Below are 19,265 nucleotides of genomic sequence, written 5' to 3' on the forward strand. Positions count from 1 at the left end.
GCATGCCGACGAACGAGCGGACGGGCATCGAAGCGCATGATGCCTAGGCTGTCACGACCCACTGCAAGATTGTTTGTACAGCCGAAAGGCCGGGATCTTCTGATTTGCGCATCAGCGTTAGAAGCTGGAACCAGAGATCATCGTCGGCTTCGTCGAGAAACGTTCGCACGGCTCCAGCTGAAAAGTCCCCGACGGACATCGATGCTTGTGCTGCGCGTTCAGCGACCTTTGTGGCGAGTTCGGGATGGAGAGTCGACAGGACACTGGCGACCACCTCTGGCTGGTCCAGCGCGGCGATCAAATCCCCAAGCATATTACACCCGCGCTTGGTTCACTCTGTGCCTTAGCCAACATAAGAATACAGGCCCTCAAGCTTGCGTGACGCTGCCCCCGCCCCTGAATCCCTCTGCGCTCGCCTACAGGGGCCAGTCGCTGACATCCTGTCGCGTATCGGCATGTCGGGTCAGGCTAAGCAGATGACGAAGATCATGCCGACGACGATAAGTATAAGGCCCTCGACAAGCATGGGGCAACAGCGAGCTTTCGTGTTGCGCTTGCTGCCTTTCGTCCTGAGCGGACCTGTTCATGGGATCGCCGTTGTCCATTCTCCGGCAAAGGCGCGATAGTCCCTCTACGGCTCGTCCCAACGCACCTGTTTGCTCAACCGATGCAGAAGCGCGTTGAACTTCTGCCATTGCCTCGCGTCGATGTCCCGCAGTTGGGCACACGCCCGACCGGCAAGGCGGCAGGCGGTATCTGTATGTCCGGCCTTTGCCAGTAATGCAAGGCTGGCGACCAGGATATCCGCCAGGCCTTCGATCCGATCCGCCTGTTGCACCATGCTGGCCTCCGTGAACTTGATCAAGGCAGTCCGAACGTCGCTCACCACTCGCCATCATCGCCAATGCCGAGGTGCCGCTTGGCTTCGATGCTCATCTTCTGTGGCGACCAGGGCGGCTCATAGGTCAGGGTAACGTCGACGAATTCGACGCCTGGAACGCTCCAGGCGGCGTCACGGGCCCCCTCCTTCATGTAGTTGGTGGCCGGGCAACCGCGTGTCGTTGTGGTCATCACGATGTTGACGACACCGCCGTCGTTGACCAGGACAGCGTACACAAGCCCCAGGTCAACGATGTTGTAGCCGAGTTCCGGATCGATCACGAGGCGAAGCGCCTCCTTGACCTTCTCGTCGTTAAGCCGCGGTTCTGCTCCAACGGTCATGTCACGGTCCCTGCCGCAGCGCCGCCCACGCAAAGTCCGGGGGCGGCTTGTCGGGTTGCGATGCCTGTCTCACGCCGCCTTCGAGAGGCGACCGATCTCGACGCGCCAGACCGGCCCCCTCTCGAGATAGGTCCAGGAGAATTGGTGCGGATGTTCTGCCTCCAGCTGGTAGTAGAGGGGCTTGGGATCATGATCGTTGACGAGGATGAACTTCCCGCCGGGCGCAAGCTGATCGACAAGCTCGAAGATCTTCTGGTGCCTCTGCATCGGCACCAGGCTGCGGACATCTATTTCGTTCGTTTCTGCTTCTGTCGTAAGTGCCATTGAATCGTTCCTTCGATTTCAGTGAGGAGCGGCGGATCCAATCTTGACCCAGGTCGCCGCCGTGCCGAGGCAAATTGCGCTGCACCGACAGTCATCGATAATCGATGCATAAAGATACATTGTCAATGTATGTTTTATCGCTCCTGCCAGAAACGCCGAAAATTGCCCGCCTTGCAAAAGATACCTCCGCGGCGCATCTTTCTGGTGTTTTATCGCCGAGATGGCGCATTGGGTTTGGCAAGAGGGCTTTGGATGAGACTGACAGATTTCTCGGACTACTCGCTGCGGTTGCTTATGTACGCCGCGGCCAGGGCCGGGCAGCTGGTCACTATCGAGGAAACCGCTCAGGTCTATGGAATTTCGCGCGCGCACCTCATGAAGGTGGCCAACCAACTGACCCGCGCCGGGTTCCTGAGGGCGGTGCGCGGCCGCTCTGGCGGCCTCGCGCTCGCCAGGCCGCCAGAGCAAATCCGATTGAGCGACGTATTGCGCGCGACCGAGCCCGACTTTGCGCTGGTCGAATGCTTCCGAAGCGAAAACAACTGCCTGATCACCCCGCGTTGTCGCCTGCGCGGTATGCTGAAGGAGGCGCTCGCCGCCTTCTCCGGGACGCTTGACCGCTACACCTTGGCCGACCTTCTGCTCAGTCCCGAAGACTTCGGCATCCAGCCGGCGGCCTAAGGGGGCGACGCTCCCGCTTCACCTGGTCGCAGCGTTTTCCCTTGCTGGGTCATATTCAAAAAGATACATTTATGATATATCTTTTATCCAGCCTGATGGTGATCACCTTGCCAGCCACTTTCATCGGTCACACGTTGCGTACCCTTCAAGGATTCTTGCCAGCGTTGACGCGCCCGGACCTCACCTGCGGCCTGTCACGCCAGGAGCGGCTCGGCCTGATCTTCTCAGCGATCGAACAATGTGGCGCCGACTGCCCGCCCTGCGCAATTTGGGCGCTGGAGCAGGACAGGTCGTAGGCAGTGATGGATATTGAACTAGCCGAAAGGAGATTGCCATGCTGAGCAATTCGCACGATTTCGTCCAGCCCGCGGATACAGCGGACCGCGCTTATCTCGAATCCTTGGTTCGCGCGGATTATGACGGGAGCCATCCTGGTGAAACTTTCGACGACATGAAGCGCCGCATGTCCTTTTCCAGGGAGGATCAAGGCCTCTACCGCGATTGGATAGCCCTTGCCGTGGCTCGCGCCGAGACCGCGCGCGCGGCAAGACCGAGCCCGGTTGCCGCCTGAGGATTTCGCATGGCCTATGTCGTCACCGACAATTGCATCAAATGCAAATACATGGACTGCGTCGAAGTGTGTCCTGTGGACTGCTTCTACGAGGGCGATAACATGCTCGTCATACATCCAGACGAGTGCATCGACTGCGGCGTCTGCGTCCCCGAATGTCCAGCGGAAGCAATCTTCCCGGATACCGACCCATCCGCCACTCCGGCCTGGCTCGCGCTCAATCACAAATATGCGTCGTCCTGGCCCAACATAACGCGCAAAAAAATACCGCCGGCCGATGGGGAAGCCTGGGACGGGATGCCCGGAAAGTTCGACGCACATTTCAGCGCCAAACCCGGTGAGGGCGACTGATTTGGTGCCCTTCCCTGACAATGGCCGCGGACGATGCGGGCAAATGAAACTCGGCCGACCGCTCGGGCAGTGGCAGCCGGAATGGCCCGCAGCTTCGATTTCTGTACTCGCCACGGCGTCGCCACTCTCTCGATGGCGGGCACAACTGCTCCGCAGCATCGCCTTCCCAGATGCAAGACATTTGGCATTTCGCAAAGAAGCCGGGCGGGAGATCCACGAGTGTCCGATGCTTCAACGGAGGCGAGGAAGGTCGTGAAATTGTCTGTTTTGCAAAAATATGGTGAGGCGCGCCTGCCGCGCTATACCAGCTACCCACCCTCGCCGGAGTTCTCACCTTCGGTCGACGTTGACACCTATGCAAACTGGCTGTCGCACCTGCCGCGAGGCGCTCCAGCCTCCCTCTACCTGCATATCCCATTCTGCCGCTCGATGTGCTGGTATTGCGGCTGCCACACAACCGTCACGGCCAAAGATCAGCCCATCGTCGAATATCTGAACCTGCTTCGCAACGAGATTCACATGGTCGCCGCGCAGGCGGCGCAGCCACTTCATGTCGACAGGGTACACTTCGGCGGCGGTACCCCCACCATCGTCACGCCAGCGGATTTCGTAGCATTGACGGATCTTCTTCGCGATCGCTTCGTTTTGGCCGAGACCGCCGAAATCGCGGTCGAGATCGATCCGCGCACGCTCACGATCGAGATGGCGGGCGCGTTGGGTGGCGCGGGCGTCGGCCGCGCCAGCCTGGGCGTACAGAGCTTCGACCCGGTGGTCCAGAGAGCGGTGAACCGCATCCAAAGCGAGAAGACAACAGTGGAGGCGGTCGACCGCCTGCGCCAGTCCGGCGTAGGCAGCATCAATTTCGACCTGATCTACGGCCTGCCTCACCAGACGGTCCGATCCTGCATCGACACGGCCAAAACCGCAGCCGCCATGCGGCCTGACCGGCTTGCAGTTTTCGGCTACGCCCATGTGCCGTCGTTCAAGAAGCACCAGCGCATGATCGAGGAAGCGACACTGCCTGACAGCCTCGCTCGCATGGAGCAGGCACTTGCCGTAGCCGGTACGCTCGTTGGCGCTGGCTACGTCCAGGTCGGGCTGGATCATTTTGCGCTGCCCAACGACGATCTCGTGCGGTCGCAGGCTACGGGAAAACTGCGGCGCAACTTCCAGGGTTACACCACCGACAATTGCGAAACGCTGGTCGGCTTCGGCGCCTCGGCCATCGGTCACACCCGTCACGGCTATGTCCAGAACCAGGTCGGCCTCGGCTTCTATGCCGGTTCGATCGCTTCCGGGCGGCTGGCGACCGCCAGGGGCTACCGGCTAACCGACGAGGACCGCCTGCGCGCGGAGATCATCGAGCGTCTGATGTGCGACTTCACGGTCGACGTGCAGGAGATTTGCATCCGGCATGGATTTGAACCGGCCAGGTTGCTCACCGACAACCAAAGGCTTGCCGAACTCGCCGATGACGGCATCATCTACGTCGCCGAGGGCATCGTCCGGGTACCGCGTGATCATCGGTTCCTGGTCCGCGCCGCCGCGGCTGCCTTCGACGCCTATCTCCATCGGTCGAGCCGAGGCCACAGTCAGGCTGCCTGAGCGGTGGCAATCTAAGGCGAGAATCCGGAGCGTGAGGGAGGCCAAGCGCATTGGCGCTGGCCGCTACCACCATTCGGCGATATCCGCCCAGCCGGAGTGGGACAGATCGAGATGTCCGCCGTGTTCAATGCCGCCAACCGGGCAATTGGGCCTGCTTTCCGATCGCCTCCTCATGCCCTGATACGAGTCCATCCACCTTCATGCGACAGGGTATGGACCTCCACGCCGGCATTGCCGTGGACGGAGGCCGCGATCGCGGCCGCGTCCATCAGGTTGAAGGCGGTTGACAGCGCATCCGCCAACGCCGCCTGCCCGGCCACCACGGTGACGCTGGCATGGCGCTGTGGCGTCGCGCCGCTGCGTGGATCGATGATGTGGCTGAACCTCCCCTCCGCGTCGAAGCGGAAGCCGAACGGGCTCGACGTGGCAACCGCGCGATCCTCCACTTCAAGTATCTTGAGGATTTGGGCCGAATCGAGCGGGTCGGAGACGCCAACACGCCACGGCCGGTCGCCCGGAGCAGAACCGATAGCGCGGCTTTCGCCCATGTTCACCATCGAGCGCTCGATGCCGCCGGCCTTCAGCAGATCCACCACCCTGTCGGTGACATAGCCTTGGGCGATGCCGTTAAGCGTCAATGCCGCACCCGGCTCCGACAGTTCTATCCGGTCGGGTGAGCAGGTGACATTTTCAAGGCCGACGCAGCCGAGACATTCACGCACAACCTGCCTCGAAGGTCCGGCTTCGGAGGCGCCGGGCGTCGAGAAATGGCGTCGATAGGCTTCCCACAGCGGCTGCACCGTCGGATCGAAGGCGCCGCCGGTGAGCAACCAAACATCACGGCACTGCTGAAGTATGTCCACCAACTCTCGCGGCGGCGCGATGAGAAAGCGCTGATGGTTTAGGTGCGTCAGATCTGAATCGTCCAAGTACAGGCTGAAGATACGCTCCAGTCGCCGCACCTCCGCGACCACGTCGTTGATCAGCGTCAGTGCCAAGGCGCGATCGGGATGATGGATGACGATCGAGGCCTGCGCCCCCATCGCCTCGCCCTGCCAAGTCACTGCCGTTGGGGCTGCCTTACCATGCGGTGGCAGTAGCGCCATGCCGACCGTAGCGGCACTGATGGCAATCATGCGACGTCTGGTCATCGTTCCGGAAATCATGTCAATCGACCTTCCTGGCAGACTGCTTAGACGTATCGCCGCCGCTGGCCTGCCCGTCCAATATGTAGTCGCGCGGAACGGCGTCGAAGCCGATTACCTTGCCGCCGTGGTCCCCAGCGAAGGTCTTCGCCGCCGCCTCCGTCGAGAAGGGCACGGCTTCGGCCACTCCCATGCCGCCTTTGCGATCGCTGCCGACGACGAAGAAGGCCTTGCGAGCGTCAACCCAGTTGTCCGCACCGGGCTGCTCCCAGCTTGCCGCCTTGGCCATGTCGGAAACATAAATAGCCCTTATGTCCTTGGGCTCCTCCGGCAACATGGTGAAGGCGATCGTGTCGCGCGCCGAGGAGAACCAGATCGGCTCGTCGTATCGGGCGAGGATGACCTGCCCCTTCGGGCCCGCATGTTCGAGGATGTTCATGCCGCAATAGCGGCCCATCGCCTCCTCCGTCATTGCGAAGGGAGGCGGAGGCGCCTCTGGCGTGCGCTGACAGGCGCCGAGCACGAGCAGGCTTGCGAGCAGACCTATCTTCAGATGTCGCTTCACAGTTCCCTCCGTGAGAAGGCGAGTGCGGCAAGCGCCATCGGCCCGGCGACCCATGCCGCGAGCGCCGCGATCAGCGCCAGGGGCGCCAATGCGACGCTCTGCACGCTCCCGGCCATGCCCGAGGCAGCGGCGATCTCGTTCGAGCCGGAGAGATTGAGGATGCGGTAGGCATCGGTAGGATTGAACAGGAGCAGGGCATTCAGCGCGCCGCCGCTGACGTGGTGGCCCTGGTCGGCGACCAGAATCCCCAGCAGAGCCATGTCGTAGATCACCACGAAGACCAGCCATATGCCAATGGCAATGCCGGCGGCTGTGCCGCGGTCGCGCGCCAGCGCACTGACCAGATAACCGATCGCCACGAAGACGGCGCCCAGCAGCACCGACGACGCGGTCATTGTCGCGAACGCCGTCCAGCTTTCGCCGCCAATCCCCTTGTCCGTTGCCGCCAGCGCCAGTGCGGCAAGCCCGTAGCCGACGCAGGTGGCGAAGGCCAGTATCCCGAGATGGCCCAGGAACTTGCCGAGCAGCACCTGACGGCGACGGACCGGATAGGAAAGCAGCAGCGTCATGGTGCCGCGCTCAATCTCTCCGACGATGGCATCGTGGGAAATGAGCAGCGCAATCAGCGGCACGACGAAGATCGTCAGGCTGGCGAGGCTGATCACCACGACATCCAGCGCGCCGGCGCCGACCGTGCCGGCAGGCGCACTGCCGAGGAAGACGAGCGTCAGCGCCAGAGCTGCCAGAAGCCCCGTCGCGGCGATCACCCAGCGGTTGCGCAGGCCTTCGCGCAACTCCTTGGCCGAGAGCAGCAGGATGGTCTTCATTGGGATGCCCTCCCCGCGAGGAAATGTGCATAGAGTTCATCGAGGCCGGGTGGCACCATGTCGAGATCCTCGAAGGGGGCGCCCTCGCCCGCGGCGCGGCGGAGGAAGGCAGCCTTGTACTCAGGCGTGGCGTCGATCTCGACGATGTGACCGTTGATCTGCCTGAGGCCTTTCGGCTCTCCCATCCATTCCCTCAGCCGCCGCGCGCCGCCCTCGCCAGACGTCAGGCGGATCCTCGTCGGCAGTCGTGCGATACGGCGCAATTCGTCAAGCGAGCCGTCGGCGATCTTTCGGCCTTCGTCCAGGATAACAACTCGGCCGGCATTGCCTTCCAGCTCGTTCAGCGCATGGGAAGACAGAAGCACGGTCGTGCCTGCCGCCTGCATCTCGCGCACGATCCCATAGAACTGCTGGCGCAGTTCAGGATCGAGCCCGGTGGTCGGCTCGTCCAGCAAAAGCACCGCCGGCTTGCCGATCATCGCCTGCGCCAGTCCCAGCCGCTGGCGCATTCCCTTGGAATACGTGCCGATGCGTCGGTCGGCGGCGTGGGCAAGGCCGATTCGCTCCAGCAGCGCATCAGCCTCCTTTGGCCGGCGGCCCTTGAGTTGGACATAGAAGCGCAGCGTTTCGCGACCCGTGAGGACCGGATTGAAGGAGACGTTTTCGGGAAGATAGCCGAGACGACGGCGAACAGTCACGTCTCCGTCGGCCGGGTCCTGCCCGAGCACGGAGACCGAGCCGGAAGTGGGCCGCGCAAGCCCGAGCATGAGCTTGATGAGCGTGGTCTTGCCAGCGCCGTTGTGGCCCACGAGGGCGACTACCTCGCCTGCGTCGGCCGAAAAGGAGACACCATCCACCGCCTTGACTGAACCATAGTGCCGGGCGACCGCGTCCAGTTCGATGTTGAAGCTCATGGCTTTCCCCTTTTCTCGATGCCGTCGGGATACATGAGCGGATGGCTGTCCATCACGCCGCCGGGAAACACCCCCGGGAAGCGCGCCTGCGCCCAGCGGATCACCTGCACGGCCGGGCTGTTGACCAGCACCTTCGCCGCCGGCGTCTGCCACAGAACCCTGTCGATCATGTCGTTCGGCCGGTAGGGCTTGTCGGCAACCCCGTCGCCGTCAAGGTCGAAGGCCGGGTTGTCGCTCCAGTAGTTGCCACGGCCGCCGCTCGACCAATCGAGCGAGCGGGTCCCGACATATTTGACCTGATTGCGGTTGCGCACGAAGGCGTTGCCGGTCATGGCGTTGCCCTCGGAACCCGCCGTAAAGTGCACGCCGATCTCGCAACCCTCGAAGAGGTTGCCACTGAAGCGGTTCTTGTTGGCATTGTAGATGAAGACACATTTTTCCGGGCCTATGCGCATGCCCGAGGGCGTAGCGAGGACTGGCGCCGCACCATCGCCGGCTGGCAGGTCCTGATCCGCGACGAAGCGTTGCCCGTTGCTTGTCCAGCGGCCGGCCGGCTGCGGGCCGCCGCGCACGACATTGCCGCTGATCTCGGAACCATTGGCGTAATTGAGCAGGAGGCCGTTGTCGCGATCGCCGTCGGACACATTGCCGGTGACCTTCAGGCCGTTGGAATACATGATTGCATAGCCGACGATGTTGCCGGTCGATACGTTGTCGGCGATCACGCTGTCGTTGGTGTACATGTAGTGGACGCCGAAACGGAGGTTGGCGAAGGCGTTGCCCTTGAATTCGTTGTTCCTGCTGGCGTTGGCGAAGATGCCGTCGCGGCCGAAGCGGATGTCATTGCCGATGACCTTCGCCCCCGGCGCGTTCCACACCGAGACCCCGCTGCCGGACCGGCTGATGCGCCCCTCGCGCAGGCCCTCGATGCGATTGTTGCGCGCCACAGAGTCGCGCGCCCCGTGCAGATAGATGCCGTAAAGGTTGCCGACGACCGAATTGTTCTCAATCTGGGCGCGCGTCGCGGTCTCGGTGGCGAACACGCCCGCATCCATGGCGTCGAGGTCCATGCCGGAGCCTTCGATCTCAAGACCACGCACAGCCGCATCGGGCGCCAGCAGCGTAACGACGCTGCCCTGTCCGTTGCCCTTGAGCGACGCGCCCGGGTCGCCCTGCAACGTCAGCGGTTTGGCGATGATGACCGGCCCGCGATGCTCGCCCGGCGCAAGACGCAGCACGTCGCCGGGCGCGGCGGCGTCCACCGCCGCCTGCATGGGCGCAGCACCAGCAGGCACGGCAATCTCGGCCGCGGTGGCCGCGCAGCCGGGAATGGCGGCTAGAAACGCCGCCATTCCCATCGCTGCCAGGTTCACGACGCGGAACATGTCCTAGGCGCCTTGTGGCTCTACGAACATGCGGCCCTGCATCTCCATGTGCATGGCGTGGCAGAACCACGAGCAGTAGTACCAGTAGACGCCGGGCTTGCTTGCCTTGAACGTCACCGATGCCGTGGCTTGGGGGGCCACCTCCATGTTGATGCCGTAGTTGACGATGGCGAAGCCGTGGGTGAGGTCCTCCACCTCGTCGATGTTGGTAACGTAGACCGTGACCTCGTCGCCCTGCTTGACGCTGAAGCTCTCCAGCCCGAAGGCCGGCGCCGAGGACGTCATATAGACGCGCACCTTGTTGCCGTCGCGGATCACCTCGCTGTCCACCATCAGGTCAATGCCGTCGGCCTTCGCCTGCTTGACCGCATCCTCGAAGAACGGATCGGCTCGGTCCCAGATGCTGATCGGGTTGATCTTCGAGCGGTGGACGAGGGTCGCGTCGTGCGGCTCGGCGAAGCTCGGGCTGTCATGCACCAGCACCATCTGGTCACCGGAAATGTCAATGAGCTGGTCATTCTCCGGCTTCAGCGGGCCGACGTTGAGGTAACGGTCCTTGGAGAACTTGTTCAGCGAGATCAGCCACTTGCCGTCCGCCTCCTTGGTCTGGCCCATGGAGGTATGGTTGTGGCCGGGCTGATAGTGAACGTCGAGCTTCTGGCGGATCGGGTCGACTTTCTCGCCAGCGAAGGAGCGCTTGGCGTCCTCGATGCTCCACTTGCAGATCTGGCTGTCGATGAACAACGTGGTGTAGGCGTTGCCCCGACCATCATAGGCCGTGTGCAACGGCCCGAGCCCCAGTTCCGGCTCGGCCACCACCGTGTCGCGCGGCTTGATCTTGTCGTCGAAAAGGTCATCGAACTTGCGCACGTCGAACACCGTCACCGTTGGCGACAGCTTGCCGTTGGCCACCACATGGATGCCGTCCGGCGCGGTGTTGATGCCGTGCGGGCTGTTCGCCACCGGCACGTAGCGGGTGTAGGGCGAGCCGTGTCGCCCGTCGATGACCGGCACCCCTCCCATTTCCTTGTAGTCCCCGCTCTTCACCGCGTCCTCGATGCGCTTCAGGTTGAAGATCACGATCCAGTCCTGCTCCTTCGCCATCGTCTGCTCGAGGTTGACGCCCTCCTCGGAATTGTAACAGGTGGAGAAGGCGTACTTGCCCTGGTAGTCGGCGTCGACATTGTCGAGATTGCCGTCCACCATCACCTGCCAGGCGACCTTCATCGTCTCACCGTCCACGGCACTGAAAATGGAATGGTACTGCTTGCTGTCATCCAGGATCTTGCCGTCATTGGGGATCGGCACGCGGTCCTCGCCATTGCAGAACACGTAGCCGGTCTTGGGATATTTCTGCACGCGCAAGCCGTGCACCGTATGCTGGTTCGGCAGTTGGATGATCTTGTCACACTTCATCACGTCGAGTCGGATGCGGGCGACGCGCGTGTTGGCCTTGTCGTTGACGAACAAGTAGCGGCCGTCGTAGGTCCCATCCGTTTGGGAGGGGTGGGGGTGGTGCAGATCGCCATTGAGGTAGATGCCGCCGCGGTCCTTCAGGAATTCAACAGTCTCCGGCAGCAGACCCTCGGTCAGGATCTTGCGGCTCTCGTTGGTCAGGCCCCAGCCGGTGGCGCTGCAGCGGTTGAAGACAGGGATGCGCATCATCTCGCGCATCGAGGGCGCGCCCATGATGCGGACCTCGCCCGTCTGGCCGCTGGAGAAGAAAACGTAGTACTCATCCAACTCGCCGGGCTTGACCTCGAATTCCTGCCCGCCCTTCTCGCTGGCTGCCGCCCGTGAAACCACGCCTCCGTTCAGCGCCAGTCCACCGCCTACGCCGGCAGCCCCCGCCGCGGCTATCGCCGCCGTCGTACCCAGCAATTGGCGCCTGCTCAGGATCGTCTTCCTGTCCTGGTCTTCCTGCGACATGTCCTTCTCCTTTTGGTTGGCCTGTCAGCCTGTTGGGTTTGTGTCGTCTTCGGGAACTTTTATCGGCAAACCCTTGTGGGTGATGACCGGCGGTCTTGCCGGCCCCTTGCCCGGCTTGGCGGGGGCCCGCGTTGTGGGCGATGACAGCGCCTCGAACTTCTCCCGCTTCAGCCGCACCTGGATCATGTGCGGACAGCGGTGGTCGTCGTGGTAGAGTTCCTGGCAGTGCATGCAGTAAATGCACTCGTTGACATTGATCTGCCCTTCGGGATGGATCGCCTCGACCGGGCATTCCTTGGCGCAGCGCTGGCATGGCGACCCGCATTCGGGATAGCGCTTCAGCCATTCGAACATGCGGATTCGGCCAGGAATGGCGAGGGCCGCGCCCAGCGGGCACAGGTACCGGCAGTAGAAGCGCTCGATGAAGAGGCCGGCTCCCAGCACCGCCAGCGCGAAGGCGACAAAAGGCCAGCCGCGTGCGAACTTCAGGATGATCGCCGTCTTGAACGGCTCGACCTCGGCATAAGTCTCGGCCAGCGACACGGAATAGAGCGACAGACCGAACAGGCCTAGGAAGATCATGTACTTGATCGGCCACAGGCGTTCGTGCAGCCCGAAGGGCAGCTTGACCTGTGGGACTTTCAGCCATTGCGCGATGTTGTTGGTCAGTTCCTGCAGCGCGCCGAATGGACACAGCCAGCCACAGAAAGGCCCCCTGCCCCAAAACAGCAGGCCCACGGCCACCGCCGCCCAAAGGATGAAGATGAGCGGCGCGGTGAGGAAGAATTCCCAGCTGAAACCGGTCAGGAGCGAATTGATGAAGGTCAGCACGTTGACGACGGAAAGTTGGGCGTTCGCGTACCAGCCGAGCCAAACCAGCGCGAACAGAAGGTAGCCCCGCCGCACCCAGGCGAACAGGCGTGGTCGACGCACCAGCCAGTTCTGGAAGAAGAAGATGGCGGTGAGCACCAGGAGGGCGACGACGGTGATGCCGATTTTGACAGTGTTCAGCTTCCAGATCTTCACCCACAGCGGTTCTTCGTCCGCTGAGCCCTGTCCGGCGGGCTCGGCGGCCGCCTGCGTGCCAGCCGCCAGCCCAGGTGCGGCCGCTTGCGGCTGCCGAGGAGGCTGTGCTGTCTGCGTTGGCGCGGACGTCGCCTTCAGGTAGCGATGGGGCAAGGTGTAGCCGAGGTCGAAGGGTAAGGTCGCCTTGTCGCGAGCGCCATAGCTGCGCTGGACGAGCAGTTGCAGCGCCCACGGCTCGGTAAGATCGAGCGGAAACTCGTCCGGCACCGTGAATAGCGCAATCTCGCGCAGGTGCGGCGCGCCCTTGGTCGCGAGGTCGCCGAGACGCGTATGGTTGCGGTCGCGAAAGCGCACCCCTTGCCCGTCCTGCAACAGCTCGATGCGATCGAAGATGCCGCCGCGCACATAGCCGGAGCCCTTGAAGGAATATGCGCCGTCTCCTGCCACCACGATCGCCTGCTGGCCGGGTCTGAGCGACTTCTGCAGACGCTCATAGGCGGTATCGCCCAGGAGGCTGCGGCCGATGGTGGGCACGCTGACTGGCGCGATAAAGAGATCGATGAAGCGATCGTCCGCATTGCCCGTCTCCGGTCGCGCGGCGGCCTCCGGATGGCCGGAATCGGCGAACGCCTTGGTTACCTCGCCCACAGTCAGGCGCAGGCTTCGCACCGAGCCGTCGCCAAGCAGGGTATTCCAGTCGTGGACTTCAGAAACGGTCGCATCCACTGTTTTCGCCGGGGTGACTGGCGCGCCGGAGGCCAACGTTCCGGTTTCCGCCAGACGGCCACTGCGGATCAACTTCACGGCCGAGCGCACGACGCTGTCGCTCATCACCAGGACGGTGACGGTCGCGCCGCTGACGATGTCCACTTGCGGCAGCTGTTCCTGACCAGCAGCGACTCGGCCAAGGTCCTTGCCGATCAGCGAATTGAGCGCCGCGACGACCTTTTCCTGCGGGATGCCTATGAGGACGATGGGTTCCTTGTGCTCGACCAGCTTGATGCCGCGGATGACCCCCTTGGGGTCGATCCCGACAAGGATGCGGATCGGCTTGCCTGAATAGCCTACGGCGCTGGAGAAGTCCGTGTTGAGATAGGCGTAGCCGACCGGCTTTCCGCTGGACAGGAGCGGCACCAATGGCGGGCTTCCCGACATCTCGCCATAGGCATCCGCGCCTTGGATCAGCTCCCCCGGCCGCGTGCCGGAAATAAAGTGCTGCAGGCTTTCGTCCGCACGGCTCTGAGGCATGGAAAGGGCGAGCAGTATGAATGCCGCCAGTACGAATGCCAGCGCGCGCCGCGCTCGTGCGCCGACATGGCGCGATGCGGCTCGATCGGTTCTGTGCATGAATGTGCCTGTAGGCATGCGCTTCCTCTCCGGCCGCTCCAGACGCAACCGGTCTCAGGACGCACATGTCGGTGGTTTTGCCTGATGGTTCTTTGATCAAACGCAAACAAATGCGCCGAGGAAGATGGTACGACTAAGCGCTTAAGCGAGGGAAAGCTGTCCCATGTCCCGTCTGACGTCCGAACCGACCTCAATCCGGTCGATGGACGAGCTTCTTGCCGTCGCGCTGGCGATGGAGAAGGAGTCCGCCGACCGGTACGCAGGCTTGGCCGAGCGCATGCGCTCGGTCGGCCGGATGGAATTGGCCGATGTATTCGATCGTCTCGTCCGCGAGGAAACCGGGCATATCGATATGGTTGTGAGCTGGTCGCGTCAGGTCAGCCGCCAACCGCGAGAAGTTGTGCCGGCCGACGCCATGCCGCAGGATGTGTTCGACGATGAGGCAATAGGGCTGGTTTCGCCCGAACTTGTGGACGCCTACCGTTCTTTTGCGATCGCCGTCCGAAACGAGGAGCGCGCTTTCGCCTTCTGGTCCTATATAGCTGCCCATGGCGCGTCGCTGGAAATCCGGGAGGCTGCCGAGCGGATGGCGCGCGAAGAGCTCGAGCACGCGAAAACGCTGCGGCGCGAGCGACGGAAAGCCTTTTTCAAGGATCGGCGTCTGGGGCCGACAGTCCGCGAACCCCATGATCTGCCCGGCCTGGAGATGGAGGTCTGCCAGCGCCTTGAGGAATATGCTGACAGGAACGAGGATCGAAGCGAATACCGGGATCTCGCCCTTGAGGCGCGCATGATCTCCCTCGATCTCGCATCGGATCCTCTCCAGGACCCCGCGCAGGTTGGGCCGTCGCCGCCGAGAGCCCTGGATGCGCTCTGCGAGTGGTTGGCTGACTACTATATCGACGCCGGCGAACAGCTACCTTCGCAGGCCGCCCGGGATCGGGCGCAGGCCCTTGCCACCATCGCCGTCAAGCGCCTTGCTGTCGTCCGGACCCTTGCAGGGAAATAGGCGGGAACCCGACAGTCTGCGTCGGGTCGTCACTATGCCAAATCATTTTACCTCCAGACCGCGGCTTGCCGGGCAAGCCGAAGTCATCGCCGGTCCCCGGGGCACGTCCGCGTCAGTTGGCGCAACGCGTCGTGGCGTCGTTCAAGCTCGTCCTCGATCGCCCATCGAAAAATGAAAAGAACAATCTCACGCCAGTTTGCGCTGCAACAAAGTGAACCTCCCTGGGCCACGGTAGGTACCAGCGCGGTGTTCATCCCGTAGAAGAAGGAAAGTTAGATCATGAAATACGCAACCATCGCAGCGGCAGCGTTCGCGACTCTTGTCGCCTCAAGCGTAGCCCAGGCCGCCGACCATCAAGTGCAGCTGCTCAACAAGGGCGAGCACGGCGTCATGGTCTTCCAGCCGAATTACATCGAAGCAGCCCCCGGCGACACGGTGACTTTCGTCCCGACTGACAAGGGCCATGACGCGGCCAGCATCGACGGTATGATCCCGGACGGCGCGCAGTCCTTCAAGGGCGAGATCAGCAAGCCGGTCACACTCACGGTCGACAAGGAAGGCGTCTACGGCATCAAATGCGTCCCGCACTACGGCATGGGCATGGTGGCGCTGATCGTCGTCGGCAAGCCCGTCAACCTGGAAAAAGCCAAGGCCGTCAAGCAGCCTGGCAAGGCCAAAACCGTGTTTGCCGATCTGTTGTCGAAGGTCCCGGCAAGCAACTGAGCCGACACTCACCGCTTTGGCCGCCTCCGGCTCATCCGGCGGCGGTCTTTGCGCATCCCGTCACCCATACAGGAATGCGGGATTGCGATGTCGCGCACGAGGGCAGGCAATTAGCCCGGGACTCCATCCTAAGGTTCCCCGGCCCCGGACACGGCTCCCTGAAGGCACACGCCATATTTGCCACGGACCGGAGAAATGCCACGCCGTTGGCCATTGTCAGGCCTGCATTGGTTGGTCACCGCATTCTGAGCATAGCCAGCAGCGCGTCTGTCGCGTGCCAGCCGGATGACGAGGTTGTCCGTGGCAAGACCGGCAGCGCAGCCGCCCTTCCTGCAGTCACGAAGGATGCTGGACATGTACCCCCGCGATGTCGGCCAGTTACGACACGCGTGCCGCAGTTGTGGGCACTTCGGGGAACCGACGCATCCACGCCAGCACGAGGCTGGATGAGTGCCACTCAAGATCGCGGCGAAATCCTTCCGGGTATTAGGCCGCAGCACGAATGACTTGCAGCAAAAGTCGTTCGCGTGACATGTTACTTGGAGCGCAAAACTGCCAAAGCCGGAAAATAAAGATGACTCGTCTTGACCGCTCACTGATCGCCAGCCTGTCGGCGTTTGAGGGGCTGACCCCGGCTGAACTCGACCGCATGGTTGGCCAGGCCCGCTCGCTTCGCATTGCAAGAAACCGGGCCGTCTTCGAGCAGGAGGGCGATGCCCATTCCTTCTTCCTGTTGTTGGATGGCCATATCCGCGTCGTCAAGAGTACGGCAGAGGGCGGAGAGGTCACCGTGCGCTACATCGGTCCTGGCGAACTGATGGGCATAGCCACGGCCCTTGGCCGCATCACCTATCCAGCCAGCGCCATCGCCGCGGTCGACTGTGTGGTGCTGGCATGGGCTAGCAGCCTGTGGTCGGAATTCGCCTCCGCTTATCCAAGCTTTGGTGCCAGCACCTACAAGACCGTCGGCAACAGGCTTCAGGATGCCCACACGCGTGTGGTCGAAATGTCAACCGAGCACGTCGACCGGAGAGTGGCCCATGCCCTCCTCAAGCTGGTGAACCAGACTGGAAGAAAGACGGAGGAGGGTCTCATGATCGACTTTCCGATTTCCCGCCAGGACATCGCCGAGATGACGGGAACGACGCTGCACACGGTCAGCCGCCTTATGAGCGCCTGGGAAGGAAAGGGATTGGTCAGAAGCGGCCGCCAGAAAGTGACTGTCGTGGAGCCGCATCGCCTGCTCATGCTGGCCGAAGGTCGGACGCAGAAGACATAGGCGACGCCGAACTGCCCGAGGATGCAGCGGTTTCCAGATCGCTGCGCAACAAATCTTCATCCAATCCGTGCTCGCGGGCGGCGTCAGCAACCCCATGGAAGGATGCAATGGGACAACCAACGCACAGCATGCCGCTGCGAATGACCACGCGGATGGTCAGCGGCCATCTGCGCATGATCTGGTCCATGGTCATATCGTCATCAATCAAAGATTCCATCGTCGTCATCCGCTTCCGAAGTCGGTCAACCCTAAGGCAATGGACGGCGGCGGTTCTTTGCGCCTCGACAAACTCCGGCGCGGAGCCAGCGTCATGCGCTCAGCCTCGCCGGATCAAGACGCGATAGTGTCCGTCGGGCTCGAAGGCTCCGCGCCAGAGATGGCCGCGCGATTGCAGTTCCTCGAAAAGGAAAATCGGCTCGCGCGGCAGCAGTGCTGCCAGCGTCTGTCCGGGCGACAGCGCCTCGACCCCTTCCAGCGTCCGCACCATCGGTTCAGGTGGCTCGAGGTTGCGATTGTCCAGTTCGACGACGGGCGCGGGCCAGGTCTCGCTGGTCGGGATGGTTCCATCAACCGCTGACGCCTGTTCTGCTTCCACGGGGTCAGGCTGCTGGCCGACCGGCGTGAAGATCACCTCCCAGTCGCCATTGCCGATCTCGCGCGCCGCCGGTTCAAAGCCACGACTGCCCAGGACATGAAACAGGGGGATCGGCTTGAAGGTAGCAAGCAGGCGCAGGCTCTGGCCAGGTGCGAGCGCCTCGACCGCCGCCATGATGGCACTGAAAGGTTCCCCGCCTTCTCGCAGGATCGGCCTGACGTCGACATCGTAGTAAGGAAGAGTCATCGCTATCTCCAGTTCATTTCGCCATCAATGGGGGGCGGGGAGGAAAAGTCGTGGCCGCGACGCGCCTTCGGGCAGGCGCTTGTCATCCGGTACGTTGGCGAGACGGCGCGCCACGACGAGTTCGGCGACAATGGCCAGCGTCGCAAGCAGCGTCGCGGCGGCTGCGGCGCGAAACAAGCCAGGTTGGTCGACAAGCAGGGTTGCCGTGCCGGCCAGCACGCCGAGGAAATAGAGCGCGAACCAGATCCAGCCACGGCGTTCCATGACGAGGTCCTGTACTCGCGGAGTAGGCTTCCTGCCCATGACCGGGCCATAGCATTCCAGCCACGTGAGGAACGGCACGATCTTGTAGAGCTGCGAGAGCCCCAGTCCAGTTAGCCAGCCGAAGGCGACGAGATAGAGCAGCGCGCCGATATGGCGTTCCAGCGTTCCGGTCGCCAGCAGGGCAAGCAGCAGAATCGCTGACAAAGCGAGTGCCAGAAAGGCACCTTGGGCCGCGCGGCTGTTCAATTCCATGGTACGGCGCTTGCGGTGACGGTAGAAGAAGGCAAGATCGAGGCCGTAAAGGACGAGGGCAGCCATCCCGAGTGCCACCGCCAGCCTCGTCGCCGGGCTGACTGCGGCAGCAAGGCCCATTTTTTCCAGAAAGGCGGCGATTGGCGAGGCCAGCACGGTCAGCAGCAGTGCGACGACCCCGCTCCACCAGGACACACGACTGCTGGCGCGCTCCCGGTCCGGCGACAGCATGAACATGGGCAAAAGGCGGTAGGAGACGCCGATCGCCGTGAAACTCAGCCATCCGCCAAGTCCAACGGCGATATGGACAGGAAGCGCCTGCGTCCGGAAGTCGATCACCGCCAGCGCAGGAAGAAAGCCCGAAAGCAGCAACGCGAAGAGCGCGCCGAGGATGGCCGTGACGAGCACGCATCCCAAACCCACGGCAACGAAACGCGCGGGAAGCTGCAGGTTCGCGCGCCAGAGCGTGCCGCCGAGCACGCCGGCGACGAGCAGAAATCCGGCAGGCAGAAGCGTGCCTGCCAGGGCGAGCAGAGGAATACCGGTATCGAAGACGCCGGCCAATTGCAGGAAACCCGCCAGAAGAGAGGCGAGCCCGGTCAAAAGACATATCAAGGCGGGCAACACCAACCGTTCCCCGCGTAAAGGCTGCGCGATCAGCACCGGCACGAACTGAAACAGCGCGCCGCACATCAGCATGCTAAGCCAGCCGATCGTAACCATGTGCACGAGGACCAGCGTCTCTGGCGCCTCCACCGCCACCGCAGGGAAGCCGTAGCCGGCGACCATCAACATCTGGGCACCGACAAGAAAGGCCAACGCTACGGTGAAATATGACATTGTCCAGCGCGATAGCGCGGTGCCTATCATGGCCGTTTCCTCGCAGCGCCTCCATGACGGACAACGCATCAAAACCGTCGAAACTTCGCTGTGGCTTTCCGGCGACGGAGCCCTTTGCGGTTCGGGGTGCTCGCGCTGCAAAGAGATATCTATATCCAGTCGAGCA

General features: G+C 62.7%; 21 protein-coding genes. 7 read left to right on the plus strand and 14 right to left on the minus strand.

Annotated elements, in window-relative coordinates; all coding sequences use genetic code 11:
• Positions 1–43 precede the first annotated feature (43 nt).
• The 4 genes from ASD99_RS30895 to ASD99_RS30910 form a co-directional block, all read right to left on the minus strand.
• Positions 44–313: a hypothetical protein gene (locus ASD99_RS30895; protein WP_056583229.1), complete on the minus strand. Its 270-nt coding sequence runs from the start codon at positions 311–313 to the stop codon at positions 44–46.
• 318 nt (positions 314–631) lie between these two features.
• Positions 632–841, minus strand: coding sequence for a hypothetical protein (locus tag ASD99_RS30900; RefSeq protein WP_156389122.1), 210 nt, complete (start codon positions 839–841; stop codon positions 632–634).
• Between the two features lie 41 nt (positions 842–882).
• Positions 883–1,221 (minus strand): metal-sulfur cluster assembly factor, encoded by a 339-nt coding sequence (locus ASD99_RS30905; RefSeq protein WP_057145958.1) that lies wholly within the window; start codon positions 1,219–1,221, stop codon positions 883–885.
• Between the two features lie 69 nt (positions 1,222–1,290).
• The gene (locus ASD99_RS30910; protein WP_056583234.1) at positions 1,291–1,545 is read right to left on the minus strand and encodes a DUF2249 domain-containing protein; all 255 of its coding nucleotides are present in this window, start codon (positions 1,543–1,545) and stop codon (positions 1,291–1,293) included.
• Positions 1,546–1,797: 252 nt separating this feature from the next.
• Here ASD99_RS30910 and ASD99_RS30915 point away from each other — a divergent pair, with 252 nt between their 5' ends.
• From ASD99_RS30915 to hemN, 4 genes are all read left to right on the plus strand, one after another.
• Positions 1,798–2,226, plus strand: coding sequence for an Rrf2 family transcriptional regulator (locus tag ASD99_RS30915; RefSeq protein ID WP_057145959.1), 429 nt, complete (start codon positions 1,798–1,800; stop codon positions 2,224–2,226).
• 334 nt (positions 2,227–2,560) lie between these two features.
• Positions 2,561–2,797, plus strand: a complete 237-nt coding sequence (locus tag ASD99_RS30925; RefSeq protein ID WP_056583240.1) for a hypothetical protein — start codon at positions 2,561–2,563, stop codon at positions 2,795–2,797.
• Between the two features lie 9 nt (positions 2,798–2,806).
• The gene (fdxA, locus tag ASD99_RS30930) at positions 2,807–3,148 is read left to right on the plus strand and encodes a ferredoxin FdxA (RefSeq protein WP_056583241.1); all 342 of its coding nucleotides are present in this window, start codon (positions 2,807–2,809) and stop codon (positions 3,146–3,148) included.
• 252 nt (positions 3,149–3,400) lie between these two features.
• Positions 3,401–4,753, plus strand: a complete 1,353-nt coding sequence (gene hemN / locus ASD99_RS30935; protein WP_057146021.1) for an oxygen-independent coproporphyrinogen III oxidase — start codon at positions 3,401–3,403, stop codon at positions 4,751–4,753.
• A 170-nt stretch (positions 4,754–4,923) separates the two neighbouring features.
• Here the strand turns inward: hemN and ASD99_RS30940 are convergent, their stop codons facing one another.
• From ASD99_RS30940 to ASD99_RS30970, 7 genes are read right to left on the minus strand one after another with little or no spacing between them, the layout of a single operon-like run.
• On the minus strand, positions 4,924–5,919 hold the full coding sequence (locus tag ASD99_RS30940; protein WP_057145961.1) for an FAD:protein FMN transferase: 996 nt from the start codon (positions 5,917–5,919) through the stop codon (positions 4,924–4,926).
• Between the two features lies 1 nt (position 5,920).
• Entirely contained in the window at positions 5,921–6,463 is a 543-nt protein-coding gene (locus ASD99_RS30945; RefSeq protein WP_057145962.1) for a nitrous oxide reductase accessory protein NosL, read from the minus strand.
• Positions 6,460–7,290 carry an ABC transporter permease gene (locus ASD99_RS30950; RefSeq protein ID WP_056583247.1) on the minus strand — a complete coding sequence of 277 codons (831 nt, stop codon included), beginning with the start codon at positions 7,288–7,290 and terminating at the stop codon, positions 6,460–6,462. Before ASD99_RS30950 ends, ASD99_RS30945 begins: the two co-directional genes overlap by 4 nt.
• On the minus strand, positions 7,287–8,204 hold the full coding sequence (locus ASD99_RS30955) for an ABC transporter ATP-binding protein (protein ID WP_056583249.1): 918 nt from the start codon (positions 8,202–8,204) through the stop codon (positions 7,287–7,289). Before ASD99_RS30955 ends, ASD99_RS30950 begins: the two co-directional genes overlap by 4 nt.
• On the minus strand, positions 8,201–9,589 hold the full coding sequence (locus tag ASD99_RS30960; protein WP_057145963.1) for a nitrous oxide reductase family maturation protein NosD: 1,389 nt from the start codon (positions 9,587–9,589) through the stop codon (positions 8,201–8,203). The genes ASD99_RS30955 and ASD99_RS30960 overlap by 4 nt, the downstream gene beginning before the upstream one ends.
• A 3-nt stretch (positions 9,590–9,592) precedes the next feature.
• Positions 9,593–11,518 carry a TAT-dependent nitrous-oxide reductase gene (gene nosZ / locus ASD99_RS30965; protein ID WP_056583253.1) on the minus strand — a complete coding sequence of 642 codons (1,926 nt, stop codon included), beginning with the start codon at positions 11,516–11,518 and terminating at the stop codon, positions 9,593–9,595.
• Positions 11,519–11,542: 24 nt separating this feature from the next.
• A complete protein-coding gene (locus tag ASD99_RS30970) occupies positions 11,543–13,891 on the minus strand; it encodes a NosR/NirI family protein (RefSeq protein WP_057145964.1) in 2,349 nt (782 codons plus the stop codon).
• A 163-nt stretch (positions 13,892–14,054) separates the two neighbouring features.
• Between ASD99_RS30970 and ASD99_RS30975 the strand changes: the two genes are divergently transcribed.
• From ASD99_RS30975 to ASD99_RS30985, 3 genes are all read left to right on the plus strand, one after another.
• On the plus strand, positions 14,055–14,900 hold the full coding sequence (locus tag ASD99_RS30975) for a ferritin family protein (RefSeq protein WP_082583472.1): 846 nt from the start codon (positions 14,055–14,057) through the stop codon (positions 14,898–14,900).
• 279 nt (positions 14,901–15,179) lie between these two features.
• Complete coding sequence (locus ASD99_RS30980) at positions 15,180–15,623, plus strand: pseudoazurin (RefSeq protein ID WP_056583260.1); 444 nt, start codon at positions 15,180–15,182, stop codon at positions 15,621–15,623.
• A 574-nt stretch (positions 15,624–16,197) separates the two neighbouring features.
• On the plus strand, positions 16,198–16,902 hold the full coding sequence (locus ASD99_RS30985) for a Crp/Fnr family transcriptional regulator (protein WP_056583262.1): 705 nt from the start codon (positions 16,198–16,200) through the stop codon (positions 16,900–16,902).
• Here the strand turns inward: ASD99_RS30985 and ASD99_RS33010 are convergent.
• The 3 genes from ASD99_RS33010 to ASD99_RS30995 form a co-directional block, all read right to left on the minus strand.
• Positions 16,868–17,119 (minus strand): DUF1858 domain-containing protein, encoded by a 252-nt coding sequence (locus tag ASD99_RS33010; protein WP_082525294.1) that lies wholly within the window; start codon positions 17,117–17,119, stop codon positions 16,868–16,870. The genes ASD99_RS30985 and ASD99_RS33010 overlap by 35 nt on opposite strands.
• 99 nt (positions 17,120–17,218) lie before the next feature.
• Entirely contained in the window at positions 17,219–17,743 is a 525-nt protein-coding gene (locus tag ASD99_RS30990) for a DUF2249 domain-containing protein (RefSeq protein ID WP_057145966.1), read from the minus strand.
• A gap of 24 nt (positions 17,744–17,767) precedes the next feature.
• Entirely contained in the window at positions 17,768–19,129 is a 1,362-nt protein-coding gene (locus ASD99_RS30995; RefSeq protein ID WP_056583265.1) for a hypothetical protein, read from the minus strand.
• Positions 19,130–19,265: the final 136 nt, after the last annotated feature.

It is taken from the genome of Mesorhizobium sp. Root695, from assembly GCF_001428185.1.
Taxonomy (GTDB): Bacteria; Pseudomonadota; Alphaproteobacteria; order Rhizobiales; family Rhizobiaceae; genus Mesorhizobium.